This window comes from Caulobacter sp. GW821-FHT10C03, from assembly GCF_059415485.1.
Map to the genome: position 1 here is coordinate 94,777 of NZ_JBWKNI010000017.1, position 25,190 is coordinate 119,966.

The following is a 25,190-nucleotide window of genomic DNA, read 5'->3' on the forward strand; positions in this document are numbered from 1 at the left end:
CGCAGCGTCTGATCGCCGTTCAGTGAGGCGCTGCGTAATGCGCCGGGGAGGAAGCATGAGCGCCGCGCCACGACGATCGAACGCCGTCCTGGCGGCCTATGCCTCGCCCACCCTGCCGCTTGCGGGCCTGGGCCTGCCGCTGGTGGTCTACCTGCCTGAGTATTACGTCAGCGAGCTTGGCCTTTCGCTGTCGGTCGTCGGGACAGCCTTCCTGCTGGTGCGATTGGCCGACATCATCCTGGATCCGATCCTGGGCGGCCTGATGGACCGCACGCGGACCCGCTGGGGCCGCTTCCGGCCCTGGCTGATCGCCAGCGCACCGTTGCTGATGGCGGCGTCCTACGCCCTGTTCATGGCCAAGCCCGGGATCGGACCGGTCTTCCTCTGGGCCTGGCTGATCATCGCCTATGTCGGCTTCTCGATGGCGGTGCTGGCGCAGACGGCCTGGGGGGCGGTGCTGTCGCCTGACTACCAGCAACGCTCACGGATCTATGGGTTCTGGGGCGCGGGCAACGTGATCGGCATGATCCTGGTGCTGCTGCTGCCGCCGCTGATGGCCTTCGCCTTCAAGGGGAACCACGCCTCGGGGATCGCGGCAATGGGCTGGTTCATCATCGTGCTGACGCCGCTGACGGCGCTGCTGGCCAGCGTGGTCGTCGGCGAACCGGCCGCGCCGCCCCAGCGCCACGAGGCGGGTCTCAAGCAGTATCTGGGCCTGCTGACACGCCCCAGCGTGCAGAAGCTCTTGGCGGCCGACCTGCTGATGGGCCTGGCGCCCGGCATCGGCGGGGCGCTGTTCTTCTTCTTCTTCGAACGGATCAAGGGCATCCCCAAGGACCAGGCGGGGATCCTGCTGCTGATCTATTTCGTCGCCGCCCTGGCCGGCGCGCCGCTGTGGCCCTGGCTGGCCAAGACCCTGGGCAAGCACACCGCCCTGGCCATCGCCGGGATCATGTACGCCGTCTTCCAGATGGCCGCGATCCTGACGCCCCCGGGCATGAACCTGTTCGGCGTGGCGGTGCTGGTGCTGGCCGGCCTGCCCTATTCGGCCGCGCCGCTGCTGGTGCGCTCGATGATGGCCGACATCGGCGACGAGGAGCGGCTCAACACCGGCGTCGACCGCACCGGCCTGCTCTACGCCGTCGTCAACGGCACGGTGAAGCTGGGCTTCGCCCTGGCCATCGGCGTCTTCCTGGTGCTGGAGAAGCTCGGCTTCGATCCCAAGGTGCCCAGCGCCCAAGGCGACGCGGCGCTGGTGGCGCTCTACACCGTCGTACCGGCGGCGCTCGGGGTGCTGGTCTGCCTGATCATCGTGCGCTATCCGCTGGACGCCAGACGCCACGCCGAGATCCGCGCCCAACTGGACGCGCGGGACGCGGCCGACGCCGCCACCGCCGCAGACACGAGCCCGCATGACCGCCGCCCCGACCCCAGCCCCGCGTCCTCTGCAGCCGAGTGAGGAGCATCCGCTCTTCACCCTGGTGGAGATCATGGCTCGCCTGCGCGACCCCGACCACGGCTGCCCGTGGGACGTGGAGCAGACCTTCGCGACCATCGCGCCCTACACGGTCGAGGAGGCCTACGAGGTCGCCGACGCCATCGAGCGGAACGACCTGTCGGATTTGAAGGAAGAGCTGGGCGACCTGCTGCTGCAGGTGGTGTTCCACTCGCGGATGGCGCAGGAACAGGGCGCGTTCGACCTGGCCGGCGTGGCCCAGTCGATCTCCGACAAGATGATCCGCCGGCACCCGCACGTGTTCGGCGACCACGCCTATGACGATCTGGCCGACCAGAAGGCCGGTTGGGAAGAGCTCAAGGCGCAGGAGCGCAAGGCCAAGAAGAAGGGCGGCGTGCTCGACGACGTCCCGGCCGGCCTGCCCGCCCTGACCCGCGCGGTGAAGCTGACCAAGCGCGCCGCCCGCGTCGGCTTCGACTGGCCCTCCACCGACGAGGTGCTGGCCAAGCTGACCGAGGAAGTGGCCGAACTGCAGGTCGAGATCGACGCCGGCGATCAGGCCAAGGCCCGCGAGGAACTGGGCGACATCCTGTTCGTCTGCGCCAACCTGGCCCGCAAGCTCGACGTCGAGCCCGAGGACGCCTTGCGCGCCACCAACGCCAAGTTCGCCCGCCGCTTCGCGTTCATCGAGGCGGAACTGGCCAAGGACGGGCGGACGCCGGACCAGTCGGACCTGGCGGAGATGGACGCGCTGTGGGACGCGGCGAAGGCGGCGGAGAAGAAGTGACCTTCTCCCATAGGGAGAAGGCCAGGTCTCACTCCCCGATCGGCATCACCCAGACGGTCGGAAACTGCCGCTCGAAGCGGCCCTGCGCTTGGGGGTCCATGCGGGCCACCAAGTGCACTTCGCCGTCCTCGCGATCGTCGCGCTCGACCACGCGGCCGTTGCGGTAGATCCAGGCCAGGGCCTCGCCGTCGGCCGGCGACAGGCGCAGGGCGATGGGCGGGGTGTCGTCGATCAGACCGCCGACGCGCTTGAGCAACTCGGCGCAGCCCTCGCCAGTGACGGCAGAGACCGCCGAGGCGTCTGAGCGCTTGGCGCGGCCTTCGAGGATCTCGCGCTCCTCGCCGTCGACCAGATCGATCTTGTTCCAGACCTCGACGACGGTCTTGCCCTCGTCGGCCGTGACCTTCAGCTCCGTCAGGACCGCCTGGACGTCGCGGGCCTGCGAGTCGGTGTCGGGATTGGCGACGTCGCGGACGTGCAGGACGACGTCGGCCTCCTGCACCTCCTCGAGGGTGGCGCGGAAGGCCTCGACCAGTTCGTGCGGCAGGTCGGAGATGAAACCCACCGTGTCCGACAGGATGGCCGGACGGCCGTCGGGCAGCTTGACCGTCCGCAGGGTCGGGTCGAGCGTGGCGAACAGCATGTCCTGGGCCACGACCTCGGCGTTGGTCAGGCGGTTGAACAGGGTCGACTTGCCGGCGTTGGTGTAGCCGACCAGCGCCACGGTCGGGTACGGGACCTTCTTGCGGGCGCTGCGGTGCAGGGTGCGGGTGCGCCGCACCTCTTCCAGCTCGCGCTTGAGCTTGCCGATCGTGCCGGCGATCAGGCGCCGGTCGAGTTCGATCTGGGTTTCGCCGGGGCCGCCGGTGGCGCCAGTGCCGCCGCGCTGGCGTTCCAGGTGGGTCCAGGTGCGGACGAGGCGCGAGCGCTCGTAGTCGAGCCGCGCCAGTTCGACCTGCAGCTTGCCTTCGCGCGTGCGGGCGCGACGGGCGAAGATCTCGAGGATCAGGCCCGTGCGGTCGACGACCTTGACCCCCAGGCCGCGCTCGAGATTGCGCTGCTGGACGGGGGTGAGCTGGTCGTCGAACACGGCGACGTCGATATGCTCGACCTCGCAGATCGCCTTGAATTCCTGGATCTTGCCGCTGCCGAACAGGGTGGCGGGCGTGACGGTGCGCAACGGCGCGATGGCCGTTTCGACAACGTCGAGATCGAGGGCTACGGCGAGGCCGACGGCCTCTTCGAGACGCGCCTTGGGATCGCGCGCCTCGAGAGCGGCCTGCCCACGAGCAGGCCGCACCGGGTGGATCACGAACGCCTTAAGGATCGGGTCGGCGTGATCGATAAGTCCATCGGGGGACTTAGATGTGGATTTTGACAAAAGAGCCTTGGACTTAGTCGTCTTGATCGGCGCTCGGCTCGTACAGCTGAACGGGCTGAGCCGGCATGATCGTCGAGATGGCGTGCTTGTAGACCAGTTGCGACTGGCCGTCGCGGCGCAGCAGGACGCAGAAGTTGTCGAACCAGCTGACCACGCCCTGCAGCTTTACGCCGTTGACCAGGAAGATGGTGAGCGGCGTCTTGGACTTGCGCACGCTGTTCAGGAAGGTGTCCTGAAGGTTTTGTTTCTTGTCGGCGGACATTGGGGATTCCCCTCTCGTTGATTTCGGAGGGCAACACGCCCTCCACACAAACAAGTTCATGCTAGAGCATTTTTCGCCGTTGGACATGGCCTTCGGCGAAAAATGCACGCGTGGCGGCGAGGAAGCTTAGATCGCTCCCGCCTTCGCCCGCTCGATATAGGCGCGCCGCAGCCGGCTCGCCACCGGCCCGACCGTTCCATCCCCGATCTTGTCGCCGTCGATGCTGACGATCGGCGTGACCAGGCTGCCGGCGCCGGTGATGAAGGCTTCCCGGGCGGTCTTGGCCTCTTCCACGGTGAACGGCCGCTCCTCGACCGGCAGGCCAGTCTCGGCGATGACGTCCAGCAGGGTCAGGCGGGTGACGCCGCGCAGGATGTTGGCCTGGGTGTCGCGGGTGCGCAGGCGACCTTCGGCGTCGACGATCCAGGCGTTGGACGAGGCGCCTTCGGTGACCAGGCCCAGGTCGTCGACGAACCAGGCCTCGATGGCGCCGCGCTCGCGAGCGGCCTGCTTGGCCAGGGCGTTGGGCAGCAGGCCGATGGTCTTGATGTCGCAACGGCCCCAGCGGTTCTCGGGCACGGTGACGACGCCGGAGCCCTTGGCGGCCTTGGCCTCGGCGGCGGCGCGATCCACCGAGCGGGCGGTGATCACCACGGCCGGCGGCACTTCCGGATTGGGGAAGGCGTGGTCGCGCTTGGCGACGCCGCGGGTCACCTGCAGGTAGACGAGGCCCTCGCGCACCTGATTGCGGCGGATGGCCTCGCGCAGCACGATGGTCAGCGCCGCCTCGCTCATCGGGTGGGCGATGCGCAGCTCGTCCAGACTGCGCCGCAGGCGGGCGAAGTGGCCGGCGGCGTCGGCCAGCTTGCCGTCGAACACCGCCCAGACCTCATAGACGCCGTCGGCCAGCTGGTAGCCGCGGTCCTCGATGTGCACGGCGGCCTGGCCGTGACGAACGAAGCGGCCGTTGACGTAAGCGAAACGCGACATCGGGGTCCTTACTCTTCTTCCTCGCCGCGGCCGCCGGCCACGCCCAGGGACTTCAGCTTGCGGTGCAGGGCCGAGCGCTCCATGCCGATGAAGTTGGCCGTGCGCGAGATGTTGCCGCCGAACCGCAGGATCTGGGCGTTGAGATATTCGCGCTCGAACAGTTCGCGGGCTTCGCGCAGCGGCAGGGCGATGATCCGCTCGGCGCCGATCGCGCCCGAACCGCCGCTGGAGGGCTGGTCCGCCGCGTTCAGCATGTCGGCGGTGATCAGGTCGCCGGGCTCGCCCGCCGCCAGGATCAGCATCCGCTCGACGTTGTTGCGCAGCTGGCGGACGTTGCCCGGCCACGCCTGGACCTGAAGCGTCGCCAGGGCGTCTTCGCCGAGGCGACGGCGCTGCATGCCGGTGGCCTCGGAGATCCGCTCGACGAAATAGCTGATCAGCTCGGGGATGTCCTCGCGCCGCTCGGCCAGGCCGGGCACGCGCACGGGCACCACGTTGAGGCGGTGGAACAGGTCCTCGCGGAAGCGACCGGCGGCGATCTCCTCGCGCAGGTCGCGCGAGGTGGACGAGATCACGCGAACGTCGACCTGCACGTCGTTGTCGCCGCCGACGCGGCGAAAGCGCTGCTCGACCAGCACCCGCAGGATGCGGCTCTGGGTCTCGCGCGGCATGTCGGCCACTTCGTCGAGATAGAGGGTGCCGCCGTGGGCGCGCTCGAACACGCCGATCTTGCGCGGACGACCGTTCTCGCCCTCCTCGCCGAACAGTTCGACGTCGAGGCGTTCGGGGGCCATGCCGGCCGAACTGACGGCGACGAACTCGGCCTTGGTGCGGGCGCTGGCGCTGTGGATCAGCCGGGCGACCAGCTCCTTGCCCGAGCCGGGCGGACCGGCGACCAGCACGCGGCTGTTGGCCGGGGCGACCTTGGCGATCATCTGGCGCAAGGCCTGGGCGGCCTGCGACTTGCCCATCAGGCCGTCGGAGGCGAAGCTTTGGGCCCGCAGGCGGCGGTTCTCGCGCTTGAGGTTGGTCGCCTCCAGCGCGCGCTCGACCACCAGCAGCAGCCGGTCGGACTTGAACGGCTTCTCCAGGAACTCGTAGGCGCCGCGCTTGATGGCGCTGACGGCGGTCTCGATGTTGCCGTGGCCCGAGATCATGATCACCGGCAGGTCGGCGTCGAGCGTCTTGATCATGTCGAGCAGCTCGAGACCGTCCATACCGCCGCCCTGCATCCAGATATCGAGGATCAGCAGGGCCGGCTTGCGGGCGCGGATGGCCGCCAGGGCCTGGTCGGAATCGGCGGCCGTACGAACGGCGTAGCCTTCGTCCTCCAGGATCCCGGCCACCAGATCGCGGATGTCGACTTCATCGTCGACCACCAGCACGTCGGCGCTCATGTCATCTCCTCTACGCCGTGGACGGAAGGCGCGGCGGCGAGCCGCGCCGACGCCGGGAACTTCAGGACGACGCGCGCGCCGGCGTGGCCGTGCGCGTCGGTGAGGACCAGCTCGCCGCCGTGGTCCTCCATGATCCGCTTGACGATGGCCAGGCCTAGGCCCGTGCCCTTCTCGCGGGTGGTCACATAGGGTTCGGCCAGCCGGTCGCGATCCTTGGCGGGCAGGCCGACGCCGTTGTCCTCGACGACGATGCACAGGTTGTCGTCGTCGGAGACCAGGGTCGCGTCGATGTGGCCGCGCGGCTCGGGCGTCGCGTGACGACGCGCGCCCACGGCCTCGCCGGCGTTCTTCAGGATGTTGGTCAGGGCCTGGCCGATCATGCGGGCGTCGCAATTGACCCAGACCGCCCCGCCCGGCTCGTCGATGACGACGTCGGTCTCGACGTCGACCACCCGCTGGGCGAAGACGCCGGCCCGCAGCAGTTCGGCCACGTCGGCCGGCGCGAAGCGCGGCGCGGGCATGCGAGCGAAGGCCGAGAACTCGTCGACCATCCGGCCGATGTCGCCGACCTGGCGGATGATGGTGTCGGTGCAGCGGTCGAAGGTCTCGAGATCGCCGGTGATGTCCTTGCGGTACTTGCGGCGGATGCGCTCTGCCGACAGCTGGATCGGGGTCAGCGGGTTCTTGATCTCGTGGGCGATGCGGCGGGCGACGTCCTTCCAGGCGGCGTTGCGCTGGGCGGCCATCAGGCGGGTGACGTCGTCGAAGGTCAGGACCTGGCCCTCGGCGGCGTGGCCGGCGGCGCGCACACGCAGGCGCAAGGTCTCGCCGCCGCGCACGACGTCGATCTCGACCTCGGCGTTGGGACGGCCCTGGCTGATCTCTTCCAGCACCTCGGCGAACTCGGGGGCGGCCTCGACGAGATCCTGGCCCACGGCCTCGTCGTCGAGCGCCAGCAGCGCGCCGGCGCGGCGGTTCAGGGCCGAGATCCGCCCCGCGCCGTCCAGGCTGATGACCCCGGCGCTGACGCCCGACAGCACGGTCTCGATGAACTGGCGGCGCGACTCGGCGTCAAGGCTGGCGGCCTTCAGCGCGGCCTGCTGGGCCTGAAGATCGGCCGTCATCATGTTGAAGGCGTTGGACAGGGCCCGGATTTCCTCGGGGCCGAGCTCGACGTCGACCCGCGCATCCAGATCGCCGGCCGAGACGCGGCCGGCCGCCTGGACGAGGCCGGAGACGGGCGCGGCGATCGAGTTGGCGGCGGCGATCCCGACCCAGACCGCGGCGACCAGCACCAGCAGCGCGGTCTCGGCGTAGCTGAGGCCGAAGATCGCCTGGATGCGGGCCCGGTTCTCGGCGGCGTCGCGATAGGAGATCAGCGACTCTTCGGACTCGATCAGGTGGGCCAGGATGCCCTTGTCGATCGGCCGGGCGATGTAGAGGTAGCCGTCCTCGAAGCCCTTGAGCTTGTAGAGCGCCCGGAACAGGTCTTCGGACACGAAGCGCTGCGAGGTGATCTCGCCGGTGTCGGTCCAGCGGAAGCTGGAGGGCGGCGGGGCCAGGAACGGCGGAGCGTTCTCGGCCTCGGCCCGGGCGAGAATCCGGCCGTCGCGGTCGAGCACGTAGGCGGCCGAGAAGCCGTTGTCGTCGGCGAGGTTCTTCAGGAAGTGGCCGAAGGCGACCGGCGACTCGGCCATGGCTGGGGCGGCGGTGTTCAGCATGCCGGCCATCGGGCCCATGTGCTGGCTGATATAGGCCGTCTGCTCGGAGACGTAGGAGCGCGCCACGGTGGCCGAGTTCTCGACCACGGTCGTCACCCGCTTGCTGAACCAGCCGTCGACGCCGCGGTTGACCAGCACCCCGAAGAACAGGGCCACGATCACGGCCGGGGCCACGGCGGCCACCGAGAACAGGCCGACGAAGCGCAGGTGCAGGCGCGCGCCGGCGTCGCTGGAACGGGCGTCGATCAGGTCGAGCAGCCGCCAGCCGACGATGGCCGCGATGCAGAGGATGAGGGCCAGGTTGAAGCCCAGCACCACCAGGATCACGGTGCTGGCCGGTCCGATCGGTCCGGTGGTCGGCGGCGACGAGGCCAGGCCCACGCCGGTGGCCGTGAGTACGGCCGCCAGGGCGTAACCGCCGCCGAGGACGTAGCGTGACCTCAGAAGCTCACGCCACCAGAGCCGGCTGAAGCGGCGCGGGCGGTCTTCCGATTCCGAAACTGACGGGATCGACGACATCGGGTTGAGTTTAGGGCGGGGTGTGCCCCAAACTCAACACCCATGTGCTGAAAAAGCGTCAGCAACCAAATCCGTTGAACGCCTAGCGGCGACCGCGGCTCATCTCGACGCCCAGATCCTGGATCTTCTTGCGCAGCGTGTTGCGGTTCAGGCCGAGGATTTCGGCCGCCCGCACCTGGTTGCCGCGCGTGGCCGACAGGGTCAGCTGGATCAGCGGACGTTCGACCTCCTGCAGCACGCGGTCGTAGAGACCGGCGGCGGGAACGCCGTCGGGCTGCTCGGCGAAGTGAGAGGCCAGGTGGCGCTCGACCAGGGCCGCCAGCGTGACCGGGCCTTCGTCGGCGCGGGGCGCGGGCGAATGGTCCTGCAGCTCGCGATCGACGATGCGGGCGGTGATCAGCTCCTCGGCGTAGAGGGCGCACATCCGCCGGATCAGGTTCTCCAACTCGCGCACGTTGCCGGGCCAGGAGTGGCTCTTCATGCGGTCGAGCGCGCTCTGGTCGATGGTCTTGGCCGGCAGGCCTTCGCGGTTGGCCCGCAGCAGGAAGGTGCGGGCCAGGTCCGGGATGTCCTCCGAACGGTCGCGCAGCGGCGGCAGGCGCACGGGGGCGACGTTCAGGCGGAAGAACAGGTCTTCGCGGAACAGGCCCTGCTGGATCAGGCCGCGCAGGTCGCGATTGGTGGCCGCGATGATGCGGACGTTGGGACGACGGCCGGTCTTGGGGTTCACGACCGGCTCGGTGCCGTCGATCACGCGCAGCAGGCGGGTCTGGGCGTCGAGCGGCATGTCGCCGATCTCGTCGAGGAACAGGGTGCCGCCGTCGGCTTCCACGAGACGGCCAAGGTCGCCCTCCCCGCGGCCGAACAGCTCGGTCTCGACCCGCTCGCGCGGCACGGCGGCCAGGTTCAGGACCACGAACTTGCCGTCGCGGCGGCGACCCAGGTCGTGCAGGGCGCGGGCGACCAGCTCCTTGCCGGTGCCGCTTTCGCCGAGGATCAGCACGGTGAGGTCGGCCCCGACCAGGCGGGCGATGGTGCGATAGACCTCCTGCATCGGCGCCGAGCGACCGATCAGCGGCAGGCGCTCGTCGCGCATGGCGCGGGCCTGGGCCTTGGAGGCCTCGGCGTCGGCCGGACGCGACAGGGCGCGGCGGGCCGCGGCGGTAACGTCGTCGAGGTCGAACGGCTTGGAGACGTATTCGAAGGCCCCGGCGTCGGCGGCGTTGACCGCGGTCAGCAGGGTGTTCTGCGCGCTCATCACGATGATCGGCAGCTTCGGGCGCTCCTTGCGGATGCGCGGCAGCACGTCGAACACGTTCTCGTCGGGCATCATCACGTCGGTGACGACGAGATCGCCCTCCCCGTCGCTGACCCACTTGAGCAGGGTGGTGGCGTTGCCGGTGGCCCGGACCTGGTAGCCCAGACGGGTGAAGGCCTGGCTGAGGACGAGACGAACCGAAGAGTCGTCGTCAGCGATCAGAATCTTCTTGTTGGCGGCGTTCATCTACTCACGCGTCTCCCAAGGAGGGTTCGGGCGCCACAGGCAGCAGCACGCGGAACACGGTGCGGCCGGGCTCGGATTCGAAATCGATCAGGCCGCCATGGGCCGTCACGAGCTTGGTGACCAAGGCCAGGCCAAGGCCGGTGCCGTTGGCCTTGGTGGTCACGAAGGGCTGGAACAGGTGCTCGCGCAGGCTCTGGGGCACGCCTGGCCCGTTATCCTGCACGCGGATCTCGATCGGCGCGCTGGAGGCGGGCTTGCCGTCCACGCCCCGCACCCGCACGCCGGGGCGCCAGGCGGTGTGGATGACCAGCTCGCCACGACCGTCGCCGCGCATGTGGGCGGCCTCGGAGGCGTTTTTCACCAGGTTCAGGAAGATCTGGATCAGATGGTCCTCGTCGCCCCAGACCGGCGGCAGCGAGGGATCGTACTGCTCGCGGAAGCGCAGGCCGTCGGCGACGCCATTGACTACCAGCGCCCGCACGCGGTCGAGCACCTGGTGGATATTGACCGCCTCGCGCGGGGTCGGGGCCTGGTCGGAGAAGGCCTCCATGCGGTCCACCAGGCGGCGGATGCGGTCGGTCTCGTCGACGATCAGCTGGGCCAGCGGCTGGTCGGCGGCGCTTGCGCCGGTCTTCAGCAGCTGGGCCGCGCCGCGGATGCCGGCCAGCGGGTTCTTGATCTCGTGGGCCAGCATGCGGCCAAGGCCGACGACCGAGCGCAGGCCCGCCGCGTCGGCGGCGTTCTCGACGCCCAGCGCGCCCTTGACGTGCAGGGTCAGCAGCACCGAGCCGTCGCCCAGGGGCGAGGCGGCGCCGTCGGCCTCGAACGGCGGCTGGCCGAAGAGATTGACCTCGACCCCGTGCTCGCGGACCAGCGCGCCTTCGAACACGGCGCGGTCCATCAGCGAGACCAGCACCGAGCCGGGCGGCAGGGCGGCGCGGAAGCGGCCGCGAGCCAGCAGCGACAAGCCGTGGCCGAACAAGGCCTCGGCGGCCTCGTTGACGGCCACCAGGGCGCCGTCGCGGTCGACGACCAGGGCTGGCTCGGGGCTCAGCTCGAAGGCGGCGGCCTTCAGGGCGTCCAGCGCGGGACCGGTAATGGCGCGGGCGCGGTCGGTCATGCGGCGATCCTTCCGCCGGCGAGCCAGAGATCGGCCAGGGCCGCCTCCAGAACAACCGGATCCTCTATGCGACAAAGGCTGGCGCGCGCCTGGCGGCGCGCTTCGGCGCTCTCCGGCCACGGCGCGGCCTCGATGTAGGACGCCAGGTGCTTGCGGAACATCTTGAGGCCCAGGCGATCGCCGTAGAAGGCGAGGCTGCGACGGAAATGGGTCAGGACGATCGCCAGGCGCTCGTCGACGCCCGGTTCGACGAAGTCGCGGCCGTCCAGGGCCGACTCGATGGCCTGGGCGATCCAGGGACGGCCATAAACGCCCCGACCGATCATCACGCCGTCGGCGCCCGATTGCTCAAGGGCGCGGCGAGCGCTGTCAGCGTCGGTGATGTCGCCATTGACCAGGACAGGCACGGAGACAGCGTTCTTGACCGCCGCGACGGCGGACCAGTCGGCCTCGCCCTTGTAGAACTGGCAGCGGGTGCGGCCGTGCACGGTGATGGCGCGGGCGCCGACGGCTTCGGCGCGGGCGGCGATCTCTGGCGCGTTGCGGCTGGCGTCGTCCCAGCCCAGGCGCATCTTGACGGTGACAGGCACGTCGACGGCCTCGACGGCGGCGGCGACCAGGGCCTCGGCCAGGTCCGGCTCGCGCATCAGGGCCGAACCCGAAGCCGCGCCGGCGGTGACTTCCTTGGCGGGACAGCCGAAGTTCAGGTCGATGATCTCGGCCCCGGCTTCAGCCGCCAGGCGGGCGCCGTGCGCCATGTGCTCCGGATCGCGGCCGACAAGCTGTACGACCATCAGCGGCAGGCCTTCGCCGACGGCCGCGCGGCGGACGACGTCGGGCCGGCCCTTCGCGAATTCCGCGCAGGCGACCATTTCGGTGGCCACGTATGAAGCGCCGAGGCGCGTGGCCGTTTCTCTGAACGGAAGGTCGGAAACGCCTGTCATAGGCGCAATCCACACCCGTCCGGGCACCGTGACGGCGCCGACTGCGAGCTGCTTGCTCATTTTATGATCATCCCCACCGCTGTGTTTTTAGGCACATTGTGCAGCGCAGTAAAGCCCTCCGTTCGCTGGACATGCGCGACGACAACGTTAGACACGGGCCATGACCTTCTCAGCCGTCGTCGTCGCCGCAGGCAGCGGAACCCGTGCCGGACCCGGCCAGGCCAAGCAGTGGCGGGATCTGGCGGGAAAGCCGGTCCTGCGCTGGTCGGTCGAGGCCTTGCTGGCGGCCGGGGCCGCCGATCTCGTAATCGTTACCGATCCCACCATGCAGGACATCCTGGGCAAAACCTTGGCCGGCCTGGACGGCTGGCGGTTCGCGGCGGGCGGCGCCACGCGAGCGCTGTCGGTGCAGTCGGGCCTCGCCGCCCTCGCCCATCGACCCAGCGACGAGCCGGTGCTGGTGCACGACGCCGCCCGCCCCTTCCTGACCAAGGCCGTCGTGGACGGGGTGCTGGCCGCCCTCGAAGACGCCGACGGCGTGGTTCCCGCCCTGCCCGTGGCTGACACGCTCAAGTACGTTGGCAAGCGCGGCGGCGAGTCGGGGGCGACCACGACGTCGCGCGACGGCCTCTGGCGCGCCCAGACCCCGCAGGCCTTCCGCCGCGACCGCCTGCTGGCCGCCTACGCCGCCTGGAGCGGGCGGACCGAACCGACCGACGACGCCCAGGTGGTCGAGGCCGACGGCGGCAAGGTCGCCATCGCGCCGGGAGACCCTCTGCTGACCAAACTGACCTATCCGGAGGACTTCGCCATGGCCGAACGGCTGGCGGGCGCGGCCCGCATCACCCGCATCGGCCAGGGTTTCGACGCCCACCGCTGGGGTCCGGGTGAGTCGGTGTGGCTGTGCGGCGTCGAGATCGCCCACGACGAGACCCTGATCGGCCATTCGGACGCCGACGCCGGCCTGCACGCCCTGACCGACGCGATTCTGGGCGCGATCGGCGATGGCGACATCGGCGACCACTTCCCGCCGACCGACCCGCAGTGGAAGGGCGCGGCCTCGGACAAGTTCCTGATCCACGCAGTCGACCTCGTCCGCCAGCGCGGCGGCCGCCTGATCAATGTGGACGTGACGCTGATCTGCGAGCGGCCGAAGATCAAGCCGCACCGCGAGGCCATGCGGGCGCGTCTGGCGGAGATCCTGGACCTGCCGCTTGACCGCGTCAGCGTGAAGGCGACCACGACGGAGAAGATGGGCTTCACCGGCCGCGGTGAAGGTCTGGCCGCACAGGCCGTGGCTACGGTCGAGACGCCGCTCTAGACTGGCACTCAAAGGAGTCGCGGCATGTTTCCCATCGAGATCGAAACCCTGGCCCGACTGCTGATCGACGAGGCGCGCGAGAAGAAGCTGCGCCTGACGGCGATCGAAAGCTGCACCGGCGGTCTGGTGGCCGGCGCGATCTGCGCGATCTCGGGGGCGTCCGACGTCTTCGAGCGCGGCTTCGTCACCTACACCAACCGCGCCAAGAGCGAGATGGTGGGTGTGTCGGGCGACCTGATAGCCGACCACGGCGCGGTGTCCGAGCCGGTGGCGCGGATGATGGCCGAAGGGGGCCTGGCCAACAGCAACGCCCATGTGGCCGTGGCCATCACCGGCATCGCCGGCCCCGGCGGCGGCACGCCGATGAAGCCGGTCGGCACCGTCCACTTCGCCGTCGCCCGCGCCAACCGCTCGGTCGTCCATCGCCACGAGCATTTCGACGGCGAAACCCGCGAGGCTGTGCAGCTGGCGGCGATCCGTACGGCGCTGGAAATGCTGCGCGAGGCCGTGGCCTGATGCCCGACAGCGCGCCCTCCGACTGGCGGCGGTTCGTCGGGGCGGGCTTTTCGCGGTCAGCCCTGGGCGCGGCGGCCAAGCGCAAGAGCGAACTGCGGCATGCGGTGCGGGTGTCGGCGGCGGTCGTCGTCGCCTACGCCCTGGCCACGCTCCTGCATCTGCCCCAGGGCTATTGGGCGGTGTTCACGGCCGTCATCGTCGTGCAGTCGAGCCTGGGCGCGACCATCACCGCCTCGATCGAGCGGTTCATGGGCACCGTGGTCGGCGCGGCTGGCGGCGCCGTCGCGGCCTGGCTGCACAGCCGTCATCCCGAATGGGGCGGACCGATCCTGGCGGTCACCGCCGCGGCCCTGGCCTTCCTCGCCGCCGTGCGCCCGGCCTTCAAGGTCGCGCCGATCACCGCCGTGATCATGCTGATCGGCACCACGACGCACATGGACCCGCTGACGGCGGCCTTCCTGCGGGTGGCCGAGATCACCGTCGGCAGCCTGGTCGGCGTCGCCGCCACCCTGCTGATCTTCCCGGCGCGGGCGCACCAGTCGGTGGTGTCGAGCAGCCAGAAGGCGGCCGGACTGCTGGCCGATCTGCTGTCGCACTACGCCGCCAAGCTGGAGGGGGCGCCGACCACCCTGGATCCGCGCGAGCACTACGACGAGACCCTGAAGGCGCTGTCTAAGCTGCAGACGGCGATGACCGAGGCCGACCGCGAGACGGCCAGCAAGCTTTCCGACCGCTCGGTGTCGGACGCCCTGCCTCGCACCCTGTGGAGGCTGCGCAACGACTGCGTGATGATCGGCCGGGCCCTGCGCGAAGCCCTACCCGCCCCGACGCTGGGCCCGCCGACGGCGGCCATGCTGTCGGCCTCGTCAGCCTATCTGCGCGGCGTGGCCCAGAGCCTGTCGGGAACCGCCCGGCCCGACCGCATCGCCTTCGCCGCCGGCCACCAGACCTTCCAGGACGCCGTGGAGGGCATGCGCGACGTCGGTGCGACGCGGGAGCTGGCCTTCGACGACGCGGCGCGGACCTTCGGCCTGGTGTTCGCCGTGGAAAACCTGTTCGCGAACCTGGGAGACTTCGCCGACCGCGTCGAGGAGACGGCGGGGCAGCGAGACTAGATTCGGCGCCAAAGCGCACATCATTTGAAATAACGCCGGTTATCTTCGATGGGGTCGTCACGCATCGAGGAAACGCCTGATGTTGCGCCCGCCTTTGTCCAACTCAACGCTACGCGCCGGCTGCTACGCCGTCCTGCTGGCCACGCTCGCAAGCGCGTCCGGCGCCGCCGAGCGGAAGGCCGTCGCGCGGAGCGACGCCGAACAGCTGCTCATCATCCCTTTCGAGGACGCCAAGTTCGCGCCCGTCTCGCCGACGAACCCCGGCGGAGCGCAGATTGCCGTCCTGCGCGGCGACCCGGCCACGGGTCCGTCCGACATGCTGATGAAGACGCCGCGCAGCGAAGGCCAGCTTCACTTCCATACCAGCGACTATCGCCTCACGGTGATCAGCGGCGTCATGAAGCACTGGACGCCGCAGAGCGGTCGGGAAAACGCCAAATCGCTGGGGCCCGGCAGCTACTGGTTCCAGCCGGGCGGACAGGGCCATGCCGACGACTGTCTTTCTGACGAATGCCTGATGTTCATCAGTTGGGCCGGCCCGAAGGACACCAAGCCCTGGACGCCCGCCGTTCCGAAATGAGCAGGCCTCAGGCCTTCACGCCATAGAGCTGCGCCGCGCGGGCCTCGAAGCAGGCGATCAGCTTGTCGACCGCCCGGTCCATGTTGGCCGCCAGAAGGGCGTCCAGCACCTTCGACTTGAAGGCGAAGTCGATGGCGAAATCGACCGTGGTCCCGTCCGGATGGGGCGAGAACCGCCACTGGTTCGACAGCCGCTTGAACGGCCCGTAGAGCAGGCTGACCCCGACGCTGAGCTCCGCCTTGTCGCGGCGGACGCGGGTGGCGAACTTTTCGCGCAGGAACGAGAAGCCGACCTGGGCCTCGGCGTCCAGGCTGGAGACGTCGCCGGCCTCGTGGGCGTTCCAGGTGCGCATGGCCGTGATCCACGGCACGAACGACGGATAGGCCTCGACGTCGCCGACGAGCGTGAAGAGCTGTTCGGGCGCGTAGGGCAGCACCCGAGTGACGACGTGGCGGTGCAAGGATCAGCGAGCCTTGGCGTCGAGCGCGCGGCGGGCCGCCTGCAGCTTGGCGAAGTCTTCGCCCGCGTGGTGCGACGAGCGGGTCAGCGGGCTGGACGACACCATCAGGAAGCCCTTGGCCCGGGCGATCGCCTCATAGGCCTTGAATTCTTCGGGCGTGACGAAGCGATCGATGGCCGCGTGCTTGCGGGTCGGCTGCAGGTACTGGCCGATGGTGATGAAGTCGACGCCGGCCGAACGCATGTCGTCCATCACCTGCATGACCTCTTCCTTCGTTTCGCCCAGGCCGACCATCAGGCCGGACTTGGTGAACTGGGACGGATCGCGCTGCTTCACGCGGTCCAGCAGGCGCAGCGAGTTGTAGTAGCGCGCGCCAGGACGGATCTTCAGATAGAGCCGCGGCACGGTCTCCAGGTTGTGGTTGAAGACGTCGGGCCGCGAGTCGATCACCACGTTCTCGGCCTGATCCTTGCGCAGGAAGTCCGGCGTCAGGATCTCGATGGTCGTGCCGGGCGACATCGCGCGGATCGAGGTGACGACCTCGGCGAAATGGCGGGCGCCGCCGTCGATCAGGTCGTCGCGGTCGACCGAGGTGATGACGACGTGCTTGAGGCCCATCTTGGCGACGGCCTCGGCCACGCGGCGCGGCTCGTCGGGATCCAGCTGGGTCGGCAGGCCGGTGGTGACATTGCAGAAGGCGCAGGCGCGGGTGCAGATCTCGCCCATGATCATCATGGTCGCGTGCTTCTGGCTCCAGCACTCGCCGATGTTCGGGCAGGCCGCCTCTTCGCAGACCGTGGTCAGCTTGTGCTCGCGCACGATGCCCTTGGTCTCGTTGTACTGGCCCGAACCGGGCGCGCGAACGCGCAGCCAATCGGGTTTGCGCAGGACCGGCGTATCCGGGCGATTCTGCTTTTCGGGGTGGCGGACGGCGCGTTCCTCGGGACCGCGAGCCTTCAGCGTATCGATCAACGTGACCATGTGGGCCTAGATCGGCCTTCTTGGCCTCCGGATCAAGCTCTCGATCTTGCATGCGGCGCAAAGGCGCGAAATGAGTGGCCTATATGCTTCGCCATGCGCTCGTCCTGCTGCTCGCCCTGCCCCTTTTCGCCTGCGGCGAGCAAGGATCCCGCGCGCCTTTCGCCGACAGCCGGACCCCGCCGGGCCTGGAGCGTCGCTTCCTGCCGCCGAACGGCTGGGCCTGGGGCTATGTGCAGGTCGGCGAGGACGCGGTGCAGCGCTACGGCGTCAGCGCCCCGCACGGCGCGCCGACCAGCCAGATCCTGATCCTCACCGACTACGGCGAAAGCGCCGAGACCTGGTTCGAGACCGCTCAGGATCTCAACGCCAAGGGCGTGGTGGTGTGGATCCTGGAGCGCCAGGGCCAGGGCGGCTCCGAGCGGCTGGCCGGCAAGCGCGATCGCGGCCACGTGCTCAGCTACGCCCCCGACGTCACGGCGACCAAGGCCATGGTCAAGGCGGTGATCCGTCCCGACGGCCGGCTGCCGTTGACGGTGCTGGGCCAGGGCCAGGGCGGGTTGGTGGCCCTGCGCGCGGCCGAGGAAGGCCTGATGGCCGACGCCCTGGTGCTGTCGGCGCCGACCTTCGAACTCAACGCCCTGCCCGCCCCAAAGGCCCAGCTGATCAAGACCGCCCGTCTGGCGCGACAGGCCAGGCTGTCGTTCCTGGCCTGGCCGACGGCCCAGGACTGGCGGCGCGACGGTCCCGACGACAAGGCGCTGGGCCTGACCGGCGATGCGGTGCGCGGCGCGGTCAATCACGCCTGGCAGACGGCCAATCCGGACCTGCGGATGGGCGCGCCGAGCCTTGGCCTCTACGCGGCCTATTACGACGTGCTGGACGCTGCCGCCCACGACCTGGGCGGCGTGAAGATCCCCACTCTGCTGCTGGCCGGCGACGCCGATATGGTGACGCCCTCTTCGGCCCAGGCCAGCGTCTGCAAGGCGCTGGCGGACTGCCGCGAAACCCGCTTGCCGGGCGGGCGCCATGCGCTGCACCTGGAGCGGGATTCGGTGCGAGGCCCCTGGCTGGAGGGCGTGATCCAGACCGTGCGCGGCGCCGGCCGCCGATCGGTCGCCAGCCCTTGAGCCGCAAGGGTTTGCATCCCACCTGTAGAACGGGGTTCGATCACGAAACGTGACCGATCTTTGCAAACCCCGCCGGGATCGCTAGGCTCCCTGCTCAATCGAACGAGGGCGGAACTCGCGCCTTTGTGGGAGGTTTCGCCGGCATGCCGGTAGTTTTTAAAGCCGAAGACGGCCAAAAGGCGCTCTTCGACGCCCTGATCGACGCCAAGGACAAGTTCGGAGCCAAGAAGCCGATCCTGGAGGACCAGGATCGCAACCCTCTGAGCTATACCGACCTGATCCGGGCGAGCTTCGCCCTGGGCCGCAAGATCGCGGCCATGACCAAGCCCGGAGAGCATGTCGGCGTGCTGCTGCCCTCGGGCGTCGGCGCGGTCGTGGTGTTCTTCGCCCTGCACGCCTTCGGCCGCGTGCCGACCATGCTGAACTTCACGGCGGGCCTTAGGAACATCAAGGCCGCGGTGAAGCTGGCCAATGTCCAGCACGTGCTGACCGCCCACAAGTTCATCGAGCTGGGCAAGCTGCACGACGTGGTCGACGCGATCGACGACCTGGCCAAGGTCGTCTACCTGGAAGACGTTCGCAAGACGATCGGCCTCACCGACAAGCTGTTCGCGGCCGCGGCCGGCGCCTTCCCGCGCCAGTTCCGCAGCCCGGCCAAGCCGTCGGACAAGGGCGTGGTGCTGTTCACCTCGGGCAGCTTCGGCGCGCCGCGCGGCGTGGTGCTGAGCCAGGCCAACCTCGTCTCCAACGCCGCCCAGATCGCCGCCCACATTCCGCTGGATCCGGCCTGGGTGATGTTCAACCCGCTGCCGGTGTTCCACTGCTTCGGCCTCACCGCCGGCGTTATCCTGCCGCTGCTGCAGGGCATGAAGGCGTTCGAGTACCCCTCGCCGCTGCACACCAAGCAGATCCCGCCGCTGATCAAGGACAGCAAGGCCTCGCTGCTCCTGGCCACCGACACCTTCGTCAACCAGTACGCCCGAGCCTCCGAGACCGACGAACTGGGCGGTCTGCAGTTCATCGTCTGCGGCGCAGAGAAGGTGCGCGACGAGACCCACGCCCTGATCAAGGAGCGCTTCGGCGACGTGCCGGTGCTGGAAGGCTACGGCGCGACCGAGGCCTCGCCGGTCATCGCGGTCAACAAGCCGACCGACAACCGCGCCGGGACGGTGGGCGGCCTGCTGCCGGGCATCGAGACCCGTCTCGAGCCGGTCGAAGGCATCGCCGAAGGCGGCCGCTTCTACGTGCGTGGCCCCAACATCATGTCGGGCTATCTGCGCGAGGACGGCGGCCTGGACGCTCCCGAGGGCGGCTGGCACGACACCGGCGACGTGGTCACCATGACCGACGACGACTGGATCACCATCAAGGGCCGCGTGAAGCGCTTCGCCAAGATCGGCGGCGAGATGGTGTCGCTGACCGCGGCCGAGGACCTGGCCGTCGCCGTGTGGCCCAATGGCCGCCACGCCGTGATCTCGATGCCCGACAAGAAGAAGGGCGAGAAGCTGATCCTGGTCACCGACTGCCAGACCGCCACGGCCGCGCCGCTGGTGGCTCATGCTCAAGCCATCGGCGCGCCGGAGCTCGCTGTGCCGCGCAAGATCCTCAAGGTCACCCAGGTGCCCGTGCTGGGCAGCGGCAAGACCGACTATGTCGCCATCCAGCGCATGGCCGAGACCGACAGCCAGGCGGCCTGATCCAGGCGGCGAAAAGACGAACTTTCGCCCCTCCCCGGGCGTTTCAGTAGAGCTTGCGGCCGTCGCTTCGATCCTTTGCGGAAAGAGCGGCGGTCGATCGCGTGAACCGAAGCGTTGGAACGGGAGAAAGCCTTGGAACGACTGTACGTGTGGGCCCCGCGGGTGCTGAGCCTGCTGCGCATCATCGCCGCCCTGCTCTTCATGGAGCATGGGCTGATGAAGCTCTTCCATTTCCCGGCCGCCCAGCCCGGCGCGCCCGATCCACTGCCGCCGCTGCTGCTGGCCGCGGCCGTGCTCGAGGTCGTGGGCGGCGGCCTGCTGGTGCTGGGCCTGTTCACCCGGCCGGTGGCGTTCCTGCTGTCGGGCCAGATGGCGGTGGCCTATTTCCTGGCCCACTTCAGCCAGGGCTTCTGGCCGGCGCTGAACGGCGGCGAGGCCGCGATCCTGTTCAGCTTCATCTTCCTCTACCTGGTGTTCGCCGGGCCGGGGGAATGGAGCGTGGATGCGCAGGTGCGCAAGCGGCCTTAATTTGTCTTCCTTCTCCCAGAGGGAGAAGGTGGCAGCGTAGCCGTCGGATGAGGGGTTAGGGACCGAAGACGGCGTGCCGGCACGCCGGTTGACGGCGTAACCCCTCACCCTCCCACGCTTCGCGCGGGCCCCTCCCTCTCCCTCTGGGAGAGGGGCGTTTTCTAGAAATCCAGCTCCATCCGCGCCCCGGTGACGTGCACGCCGTAGTCGCGATCGCCGTCGGCCAGGGGCGTGGCATCCTGGTAGGCCAGGTAGGCGTGGTTGAGGTTGAAGCGCAGATATTCGACCGGCTGCCAGATCAGGGCGGCGATCAGCGCGTCCTGGCGGCCGCCGACGATCGGGCCGTCGTTGAGGTCGAGATGGTCGTAGCGGGCGTTGACCTGCACCGCGCCGATCCCGCCGCCGCCCAAGGGCTTCCTGGGCTTGGCGCGGTCGAAGATGCCGGACTTGTAGCCGCGGGTGTCGTCGGTCAGGAACCAGCCGAGTTCGGCATAGCCGCCGAAGAAGCGCGCGTCGGGGCCTGACGCCAGGTCGCTCTCCAGCCAGTGGGTCTCGGCCGCGCCGTGCAGGCGGCCGCGCACGAAGGCGGCTTCCAGGCCGTAGTGGGCTTCGTCCCTGACGGCGAGCGTCGAGGTTCCGATCAGGCGGGTGTTGCTGGTGTGGACGTAAGGGCGCTGGCGATAGCGCGTGCCGGCGTCGCCGACCCGCTTGAGGTCGCGCCAGTGGGCCGAGCCGCCCAGGTGCAGCTGGGTCTTGCCGAGCTTGGGCGCATAGACCACGCGACCGTCCAGGCCGTAGCTGTTGTTCTCGTCGCCGCCGCTGGCGCCGTCGCTATCGTTGGACAGGGCGGTGATGTCGTCGGCGAACAGTCCGGCCTGCAGCAGCCAGGCGGACTTCTCGTACTGAGCGGCCAAACCCAAGCGGCGCTCGAAGCTGAAGGCGTCGGTGAAGGCCGCGCGCTCCATGACCGAGCCGGAGGTGTCGCCTGTCAGTTCGTCCAGCGACTGGAACTGGTTTTGGTTGCCCAGGGCGAACTGCCAGCCGCCGGTCTTGTAGGTGACGAAGGTGTCGACCAGGTCGACGCCGTTGTCGGAGAGCTCGAGCTCCAGCTTGTAGCCGACGCCGGCGCCCAGGCCGCCCTCCCCGCCCAGGCGGATGCGGCGCATCTCGGCGGCGTAGCCGAGGCCGCGATCGGTCGAGCCGTCGGGACGGCCGACATAGCCGACGTCGGTCTGGATGCGGCCCTTGGCCTTGAAGCTGCGGCCGCCGCTGGCGGTGAACTGCGGCGAGCCCTTCCAGGCGATCTCGGTGGGGGGAGCGGGCTTGGCGGCCGCGACCGTCGCTGGCGGAGTTGTCGGCGGGGCCGTGCGCTGCGGCGCGCCGGTCGCGCCGTCGAGCCGCAGCTCCATCCGCTGGAGCTGGGCCTTCAGGGTCGCGATCTCGGCCCGCAGCGCGGCGGCGTCCTCGGCGCTCAGCGACCCGTCCTGGGCCTGGGCTGGAGACGTGGCGAGGCACAGGCCGGCGACGAGGGTCGCCAGCGGGAGCTGGATGGAGGCGCGCAAGATCGTCACCCGGAATGCAGAAGACCCGCCCGACGGCCTGTCGGGCGGGTCTTCATAGCGACCGGGCCTTTGCTGTCCCGTGACAAAGTGTGTCTGGGAGAGCCCCGGGAACGGGAGTTCGTCCGGGTTCGGACAAACTCCGGAACCCTCGCCGGATCAGATGTGCAGGACGCGGCCGTAGGCGTCGAGCGAGGCCTCGTGCATGGCTTCCGACATGGTCGGGTGGGCGTAGACGATGCCGTGCAGGTCTTCCTCGGTGGCTTCCAGCGTGATGGCCGTGACGAAGCCCTGGATCATCTCGGTCACTTCGTGGCCGATCATGTGGGCGCCGATCAGGGCGCCGGTCTTGGCGTCGAACACGGTCTTGACGAAGCCCTCGGTCTCGCCCGCGGCCACGGCCTTGCCGTTGACCTTGAACGGGAAGCGGCCGGCCTTGACCTCGAGGCCCGCGGCCTTGGCGCCGGCTTCGGTGTAGCCCACCGAGGCGACCTGCGGGTTGGCGTAGGTGCAGCCCGGGATCGGCGAGTGGACGTTGGGCGTCTTGTAGCCGGCGATGTACTCGGCGGCGTGGATGCCCTCGTGGCTGGCCTTGTGGGCGAGCCAGGGCGCGCCGGCGACGTCGCCGATGGCGTAGAGGCCGGGCACGTTGGTCTCGCCGTGCTTGCCGGTGACCACGTGACCGCGATCGAGCGTCAGGCCGACCGCTTCCGTGCCTTCGGTGTTCGGAACGATGCCGATGGCGACGATGCACTTCTCGGCGGTCAGTTGCTCGGCCTTGCCGCCGACCTCGACCGAGACCGACACGCCGGTGGCGGTCTTGTCGATCTTGGTGACCTTGGCGCCGATGCGGAACTTGATGCCGCGCTTCTCGAAGGCCTTCTGGGCGGCCTTGGAGACCTCGGCGTCCTCGACCGGCATGATGCGGTCGACGGCCTCGACGACGGTCACTTCGGCGCCGAGGGCGCGGTAGAAGCTCGCGAACTCGATGCCGATGGCGCCCGAGCCGATCACGACCAGCGACTTCGGCATCGACTTCGGCGCCAGGGCGTCACGATAGGTCCAGACCTTGTCGCCGTCGGAAACGGCGCCGATGGCCGGGATGTTGCGGGCGCGGGCGCCGCTGGCCAGGATGACGTTCTTGGCCTGGACCGTGCGGCTGCCGCCGGCCTTCAGGGCGATCACGACCTTCGGAGCGGGCGCGCCCTTCTCGAGCTTGGCCTCGCCCTCGATGACCTCGATCTTGTGCTTCTTCATCAGGAAGGCGATGCCGCCCGACATGGTCTTGGCCACGCCGCGCGAGCGCTCGATGATCTTGTTGAAGTCGAACGAGGGCTTCTCGACGGCCAGGCCGTAGCTGTCGAGGTGCGACAGTTGTTCGAAGATCTCGCCGGACTTCAGCAGCGCCTTGGTGGGGATACAGCCCCAGTTGAGGCAGATGCCGCCCAGGTTCTCGCGCTCGACGATCGCCGTCTTCAGGCCCAGCTGGCTGGCGCGGATGGCGGCGACGTAGCCGCCCGGACCGGCGCCGATGACGACGACATCGAATTCCGTGGACATGGTAGTCTTACCCTAGCTTGGACGTCGCACGGGGGAGCGGCGGCGTCGAACGACCGGCCCCGCGGGGCCGGCCTGGGAAATCTATAACAGCGCCTCGACGGCCGCCTGGAGCTCTTCAGGCTTGGTGGTCGGGGCGAAACGCTCGACGACGTTGCCGTCGCGGTCGATCAGGAACTTGGTGAAGTTCCACTTGATGCCTTCGGTGCCCAGCACGCCCTTCTGCTGCTTCTTCAGATAGGCGTAGAGCGGGTGGGCCGAGGGGCCGTTGACGTCGATCTTGGCCATCATCGGGAAGGTCACGTCGTAGGTCAGCGAGCAGAAGCTGCCGATCTCCTCCGCCGTACCCGGTTCCTGACTTCCGAACTGGTTGCAGGGAAAGCCCAGGATGGTCAGGCCGCGATCCTTGCTGGCCTTGTAGAGCGCTTCCAGGCCTTCGTACTGCGGGGTCAGGCCGCACTTGCTGGCGGTGTTGACGATCAGCAGCACCTGGCCGCGATAGTCAGCCAGGCTGACGTCCTTGCCTTCGAGCGTCTTGGCCGAGAATTCGTAGACCGACATCGCGTGTTCTCCCCGGGGCCGTCCCCGTCCTGAAAAGTCCAGGATGGGGCCTCGTCGCGCCGTATCCGAACTCCCCGCCCCGCGTTTGACCGCGAGGCGAGGATTTCGAGAGCGTCCTTAGACGATCAGGGTCAGCGGCTCCTCGATCAGCGGCTTGAAGGCCGCCAGGAACTTGGCGCCGACCGCGCCGTCGACCACGCGGTGATCGCAGGTCAGGGTCACGGTCATCACCGTGGCCACGGCCAGCTGGCCGTTCTTGACGACCGGACGCTGCTCGCCGGCCCCGACGCTCATGATCGCGCCCTGCGGCTCGTTGATGATCGACGAGAAGGCCTTGATGCCGAACATGCCGAGGTTCGAGACCGAGAAGGTGCCGCCCTGGAATTCCTCGGGCTTCAGCTTCTTGGCCTTGGCGCGGGCGGCCAGGTCCTTCATCTCGGCCGAGATCTGGGCCAGGCCCTTGGTCTCGGCGGCGCGGATGATCGGGGTGATCAGGCCGCCGTCGATGGCCACAGCCACGGCGATGTCGGCGTGCTTGTGCATGGCGATGCCTTCGGGCGTGTAGGAGGCGTTGGCCTCCGGCACGCGCTTCAGCGCCACGGCGGCGGCCTTGATGACGATGTCGTTGACCGACACCTTCACGCCCTGGCCTTCAAGCAGGCTGTTGATCTTCGCGCGGGCAGCCAGCAGGCCGTCCAGCTCGATGTCGATCGTCAGCGGGAAGTGCGGCACGTCGCGGAAGCTTTCCGTCAGGCGGCGCGCGATGGTCTTGCGCATGCCGTCCAGCGGAACGAGGTCGTAGGAGCCGGCGGGGATGCCCATCTGCTCCAGCGACTGAACCTTGCGCGGCTCGGCGGCCGGGGCCGAAGCAGCGGCGGGAGCCGGCGCGGCCTTGGCGGCCGGAGCGCCCCCGCTCTTGGCGGCTTCGACGTCGGACTTGACCACGCGACCGTGCGGACCCGAGCCCTTGATGGACTTCAGGTCGAGGCTGGCGGCGGCGGCCAGGCGACGGGCCAGCGGCGAAGCGAAGACGCGCGAGCCATCGGCGGCGACCGGAGCGGCCGGAGCCGGGGCGGCCGGCGCGGGCGCGGCGGCGGGAGCCGCGGC

General features: G+C 69.2%; 23 protein-coding genes. 9 read left to right on the forward strand and 14 right to left on the reverse strand.

Features of this window, described 5'->3' with window-relative positions; all coding sequences use genetic code 11:
- Positions 1-55 precede the first annotated feature (55 nt).
- Together AC07NG_RS19700 and mazG are read left to right on the forward strand one after the other, a co-directional pair.
- Entirely contained in the window at positions 56-1,459 is a 1,404-nt protein-coding gene (locus AC07NG_RS19700) for an MFS transporter (protein WP_494595819.1), read from the forward strand.
- Positions 1,413-2,243 (forward strand): nucleoside triphosphate pyrophosphohydrolase, encoded by an 831-nt coding sequence (gene mazG, locus AC07NG_RS19705; protein WP_494595820.1) that lies wholly within the window; start codon positions 1,413-1,415, stop codon positions 2,241-2,243. Before AC07NG_RS19700 ends, mazG begins: the two co-directional genes overlap by 47 nt.
- Before the next feature lie 28 nt (positions 2,244-2,271).
- Here mazG and hflX read toward each other — a convergent pair whose 3' ends face one another.
- The 8 genes from hflX to dusB form a co-directional block, all read right to left on the reverse strand.
- On the reverse strand, positions 2,272-3,624 hold the full coding sequence (gene hflX / locus AC07NG_RS19710) for a GTPase HflX (protein ID WP_494595822.1): 1,353 nt from the start codon (positions 3,622-3,624) through the stop codon (positions 2,272-2,274).
- Positions 3,625-3,637: 13 nt separating this feature from the next.
- Complete coding sequence (hfq, locus tag AC07NG_RS19715) at positions 3,638-3,886, reverse strand: RNA chaperone Hfq (RefSeq protein WP_058348899.1); 249 nt, start codon at positions 3,884-3,886, stop codon at positions 3,638-3,640.
- Between the two features lie 126 nt (positions 3,887-4,012).
- Positions 4,013-4,876, reverse strand: coding sequence for a D-amino-acid transaminase (locus AC07NG_RS19720; protein WP_494595823.1), 864 nt, complete (start codon positions 4,874-4,876; stop codon positions 4,013-4,015).
- Positions 4,877-4,884: 8 nt separating this feature from the next.
- Positions 4,885-6,273 (reverse strand): nitrogen assimilation response regulator NtrX, encoded by a 1,389-nt coding sequence (ntrX, locus tag AC07NG_RS19725; protein ID WP_110122060.1) that lies wholly within the window; start codon positions 6,271-6,273, stop codon positions 4,885-4,887.
- Positions 6,270-8,513 carry a sensor histidine kinase NtrY-like gene (locus AC07NG_RS19730; RefSeq protein ID WP_494595825.1) on the reverse strand — a complete coding sequence of 748 codons (2,244 nt, stop codon included), beginning with the start codon at positions 8,511-8,513 and terminating at the stop codon, positions 6,270-6,272. The genes ntrX and AC07NG_RS19730 overlap by 4 nt, the downstream gene beginning before the upstream one ends.
- A gap of 82 nt (positions 8,514-8,595) precedes the next feature.
- A complete protein-coding gene (locus tag AC07NG_RS19735) occupies positions 8,596-10,017 on the reverse strand; it encodes a sigma 54-interacting transcriptional regulator (RefSeq protein ID WP_110122062.1) in 1,422 nt (473 codons plus the stop codon).
- A gap of 4 nt (positions 10,018-10,021) precedes the next feature.
- The gene (locus AC07NG_RS19740; RefSeq protein ID WP_487289244.1) at positions 10,022-11,137 is read right to left on the reverse strand and encodes a two-component system sensor histidine kinase NtrB; all 1,116 of its coding nucleotides are present in this window, start codon (positions 11,135-11,137) and stop codon (positions 10,022-10,024) included.
- Positions 11,134-12,141, reverse strand: a complete 1,008-nt coding sequence (gene dusB / locus AC07NG_RS19745; protein ID WP_494595828.1) for a tRNA dihydrouridine synthase DusB — start codon at positions 12,139-12,141, stop codon at positions 11,134-11,136. Before dusB ends, AC07NG_RS19740 begins: the two co-directional genes overlap by 4 nt.
- Before the next feature lie 100 nt (positions 12,142-12,241).
- Here dusB and AC07NG_RS19750 point away from each other — a divergent pair, with 100 nt between their 5' ends.
- The 4 genes from AC07NG_RS19750 to AC07NG_RS19765 all read left to right on the forward strand — a co-directional run bounded on the left by AC07NG_RS19750 (position 12,242) and on the right by AC07NG_RS19765 (position 15,613).
- Positions 12,242-13,402: a bifunctional 2-C-methyl-D-erythritol 4-phosphate cytidylyltransferase/2-C-methyl-D-erythritol 2,4-cyclodiphosphate synthase gene (locus AC07NG_RS19750; protein WP_494595830.1), complete on the forward strand. Its 1,161-nt coding sequence runs from the start codon at positions 12,242-12,244 to the stop codon at positions 13,400-13,402.
- 24 nt (positions 13,403-13,426) lie between these two features.
- Positions 13,427-13,918, forward strand: coding sequence for a CinA family protein (locus AC07NG_RS19755; RefSeq protein WP_494595832.1), 492 nt, complete (start codon positions 13,427-13,429; stop codon positions 13,916-13,918).
- The gene (locus AC07NG_RS19760; RefSeq protein WP_494595833.1) at positions 13,918-15,033 is read left to right on the forward strand and encodes an FUSC family protein; all 1,116 of its coding nucleotides are present in this window, start codon (positions 13,918-13,920) and stop codon (positions 15,031-15,033) included. The genes AC07NG_RS19755 and AC07NG_RS19760 overlap by 1 nt, the downstream gene beginning before the upstream one ends.
- 79 nt (positions 15,034-15,112) lie before the next feature.
- Positions 15,113-15,613 carry a cupin domain-containing protein gene (locus tag AC07NG_RS19765; protein ID WP_494595835.1) on the forward strand — a complete coding sequence of 167 codons (501 nt, stop codon included), beginning with the start codon at positions 15,113-15,115 and terminating at the stop codon, positions 15,611-15,613.
- Between the two features lie 7 nt (positions 15,614-15,620).
- On the opposite strand, the gene AC07NG_RS19770 is transcribed toward AC07NG_RS19765, so the two are convergent.
- Positions 15,621-16,073, reverse strand: a complete 453-nt coding sequence (locus AC07NG_RS19770) for a type II toxin-antitoxin system RatA family toxin (RefSeq protein WP_494595836.1) — start codon at positions 16,071-16,073, stop codon at positions 15,621-15,623.
- A 3-nt stretch (positions 16,074-16,076) separates the two neighbouring features.
- A complete protein-coding gene (gene lipA / locus AC07NG_RS19775) occupies positions 16,077-17,054 on the reverse strand; it encodes a lipoyl synthase (protein ID WP_487289234.1) in 978 nt (325 codons plus the stop codon).
- An 83-nt stretch (positions 17,055-17,137) separates the two neighbouring features.
- Between lipA and AC07NG_RS19780 the strand changes: the two genes are divergently transcribed.
- The 3 genes from AC07NG_RS19780 (at position 17,138) to AC07NG_RS19790 (ending at position 20,406) form a co-directional block, all read left to right on the forward strand.
- Positions 17,138-18,181, forward strand: a complete 1,044-nt coding sequence (locus tag AC07NG_RS19780) for an alpha/beta fold hydrolase (protein WP_494595838.1) — start codon at positions 17,138-17,140, stop codon at positions 18,179-18,181.
- Between the two features lie 143 nt (positions 18,182-18,324).
- Positions 18,325-19,878: an AMP-binding protein gene (locus tag AC07NG_RS19785; RefSeq protein ID WP_487289231.1), complete on the forward strand. Its 1,554-nt coding sequence runs from the start codon at positions 18,325-18,327 to the stop codon at positions 19,876-19,878.
- 132 nt (positions 19,879-20,010) lie between these two features.
- Positions 20,011-20,406, forward strand: a complete 396-nt coding sequence (locus AC07NG_RS19790; protein WP_110122073.1) for a DoxX family protein — start codon at positions 20,011-20,013, stop codon at positions 20,404-20,406.
- A 161-nt stretch (positions 20,407-20,567) separates the two neighbouring features.
- Here AC07NG_RS19790 and AC07NG_RS19795 read toward each other — a convergent pair whose 3' ends face one another.
- From AC07NG_RS19795 to AC07NG_RS19810, 4 genes are all read right to left on the reverse strand, one after another.
- Entirely contained in the window at positions 20,568-21,968 is a 1,401-nt protein-coding gene (locus AC07NG_RS19795; protein ID WP_494595839.1) for an OprO/OprP family phosphate-selective porin, read from the reverse strand.
- Between the two features lie 156 nt (positions 21,969-22,124).
- Positions 22,125-23,525 carry a dihydrolipoyl dehydrogenase gene (gene lpdA / locus AC07NG_RS19800; protein WP_492855316.1) on the reverse strand — a complete coding sequence of 467 codons (1,401 nt, stop codon included), beginning with the start codon at positions 23,523-23,525 and terminating at the stop codon, positions 22,125-22,127.
- 81 nt (positions 23,526-23,606) lie between these two features.
- Complete coding sequence (locus AC07NG_RS19805) at positions 23,607-24,083, reverse strand: glutathione peroxidase (RefSeq protein ID WP_492855315.1); 477 nt, start codon at positions 24,081-24,083, stop codon at positions 23,607-23,609.
- 117 nt (positions 24,084-24,200) lie between these two features.
- The coding region (locus AC07NG_RS19810; protein ID WP_494595840.1) for a 2-oxo acid dehydrogenase subunit E2 at positions 24,201-25,190 on the reverse strand (990 nt) is incomplete at its 5' end.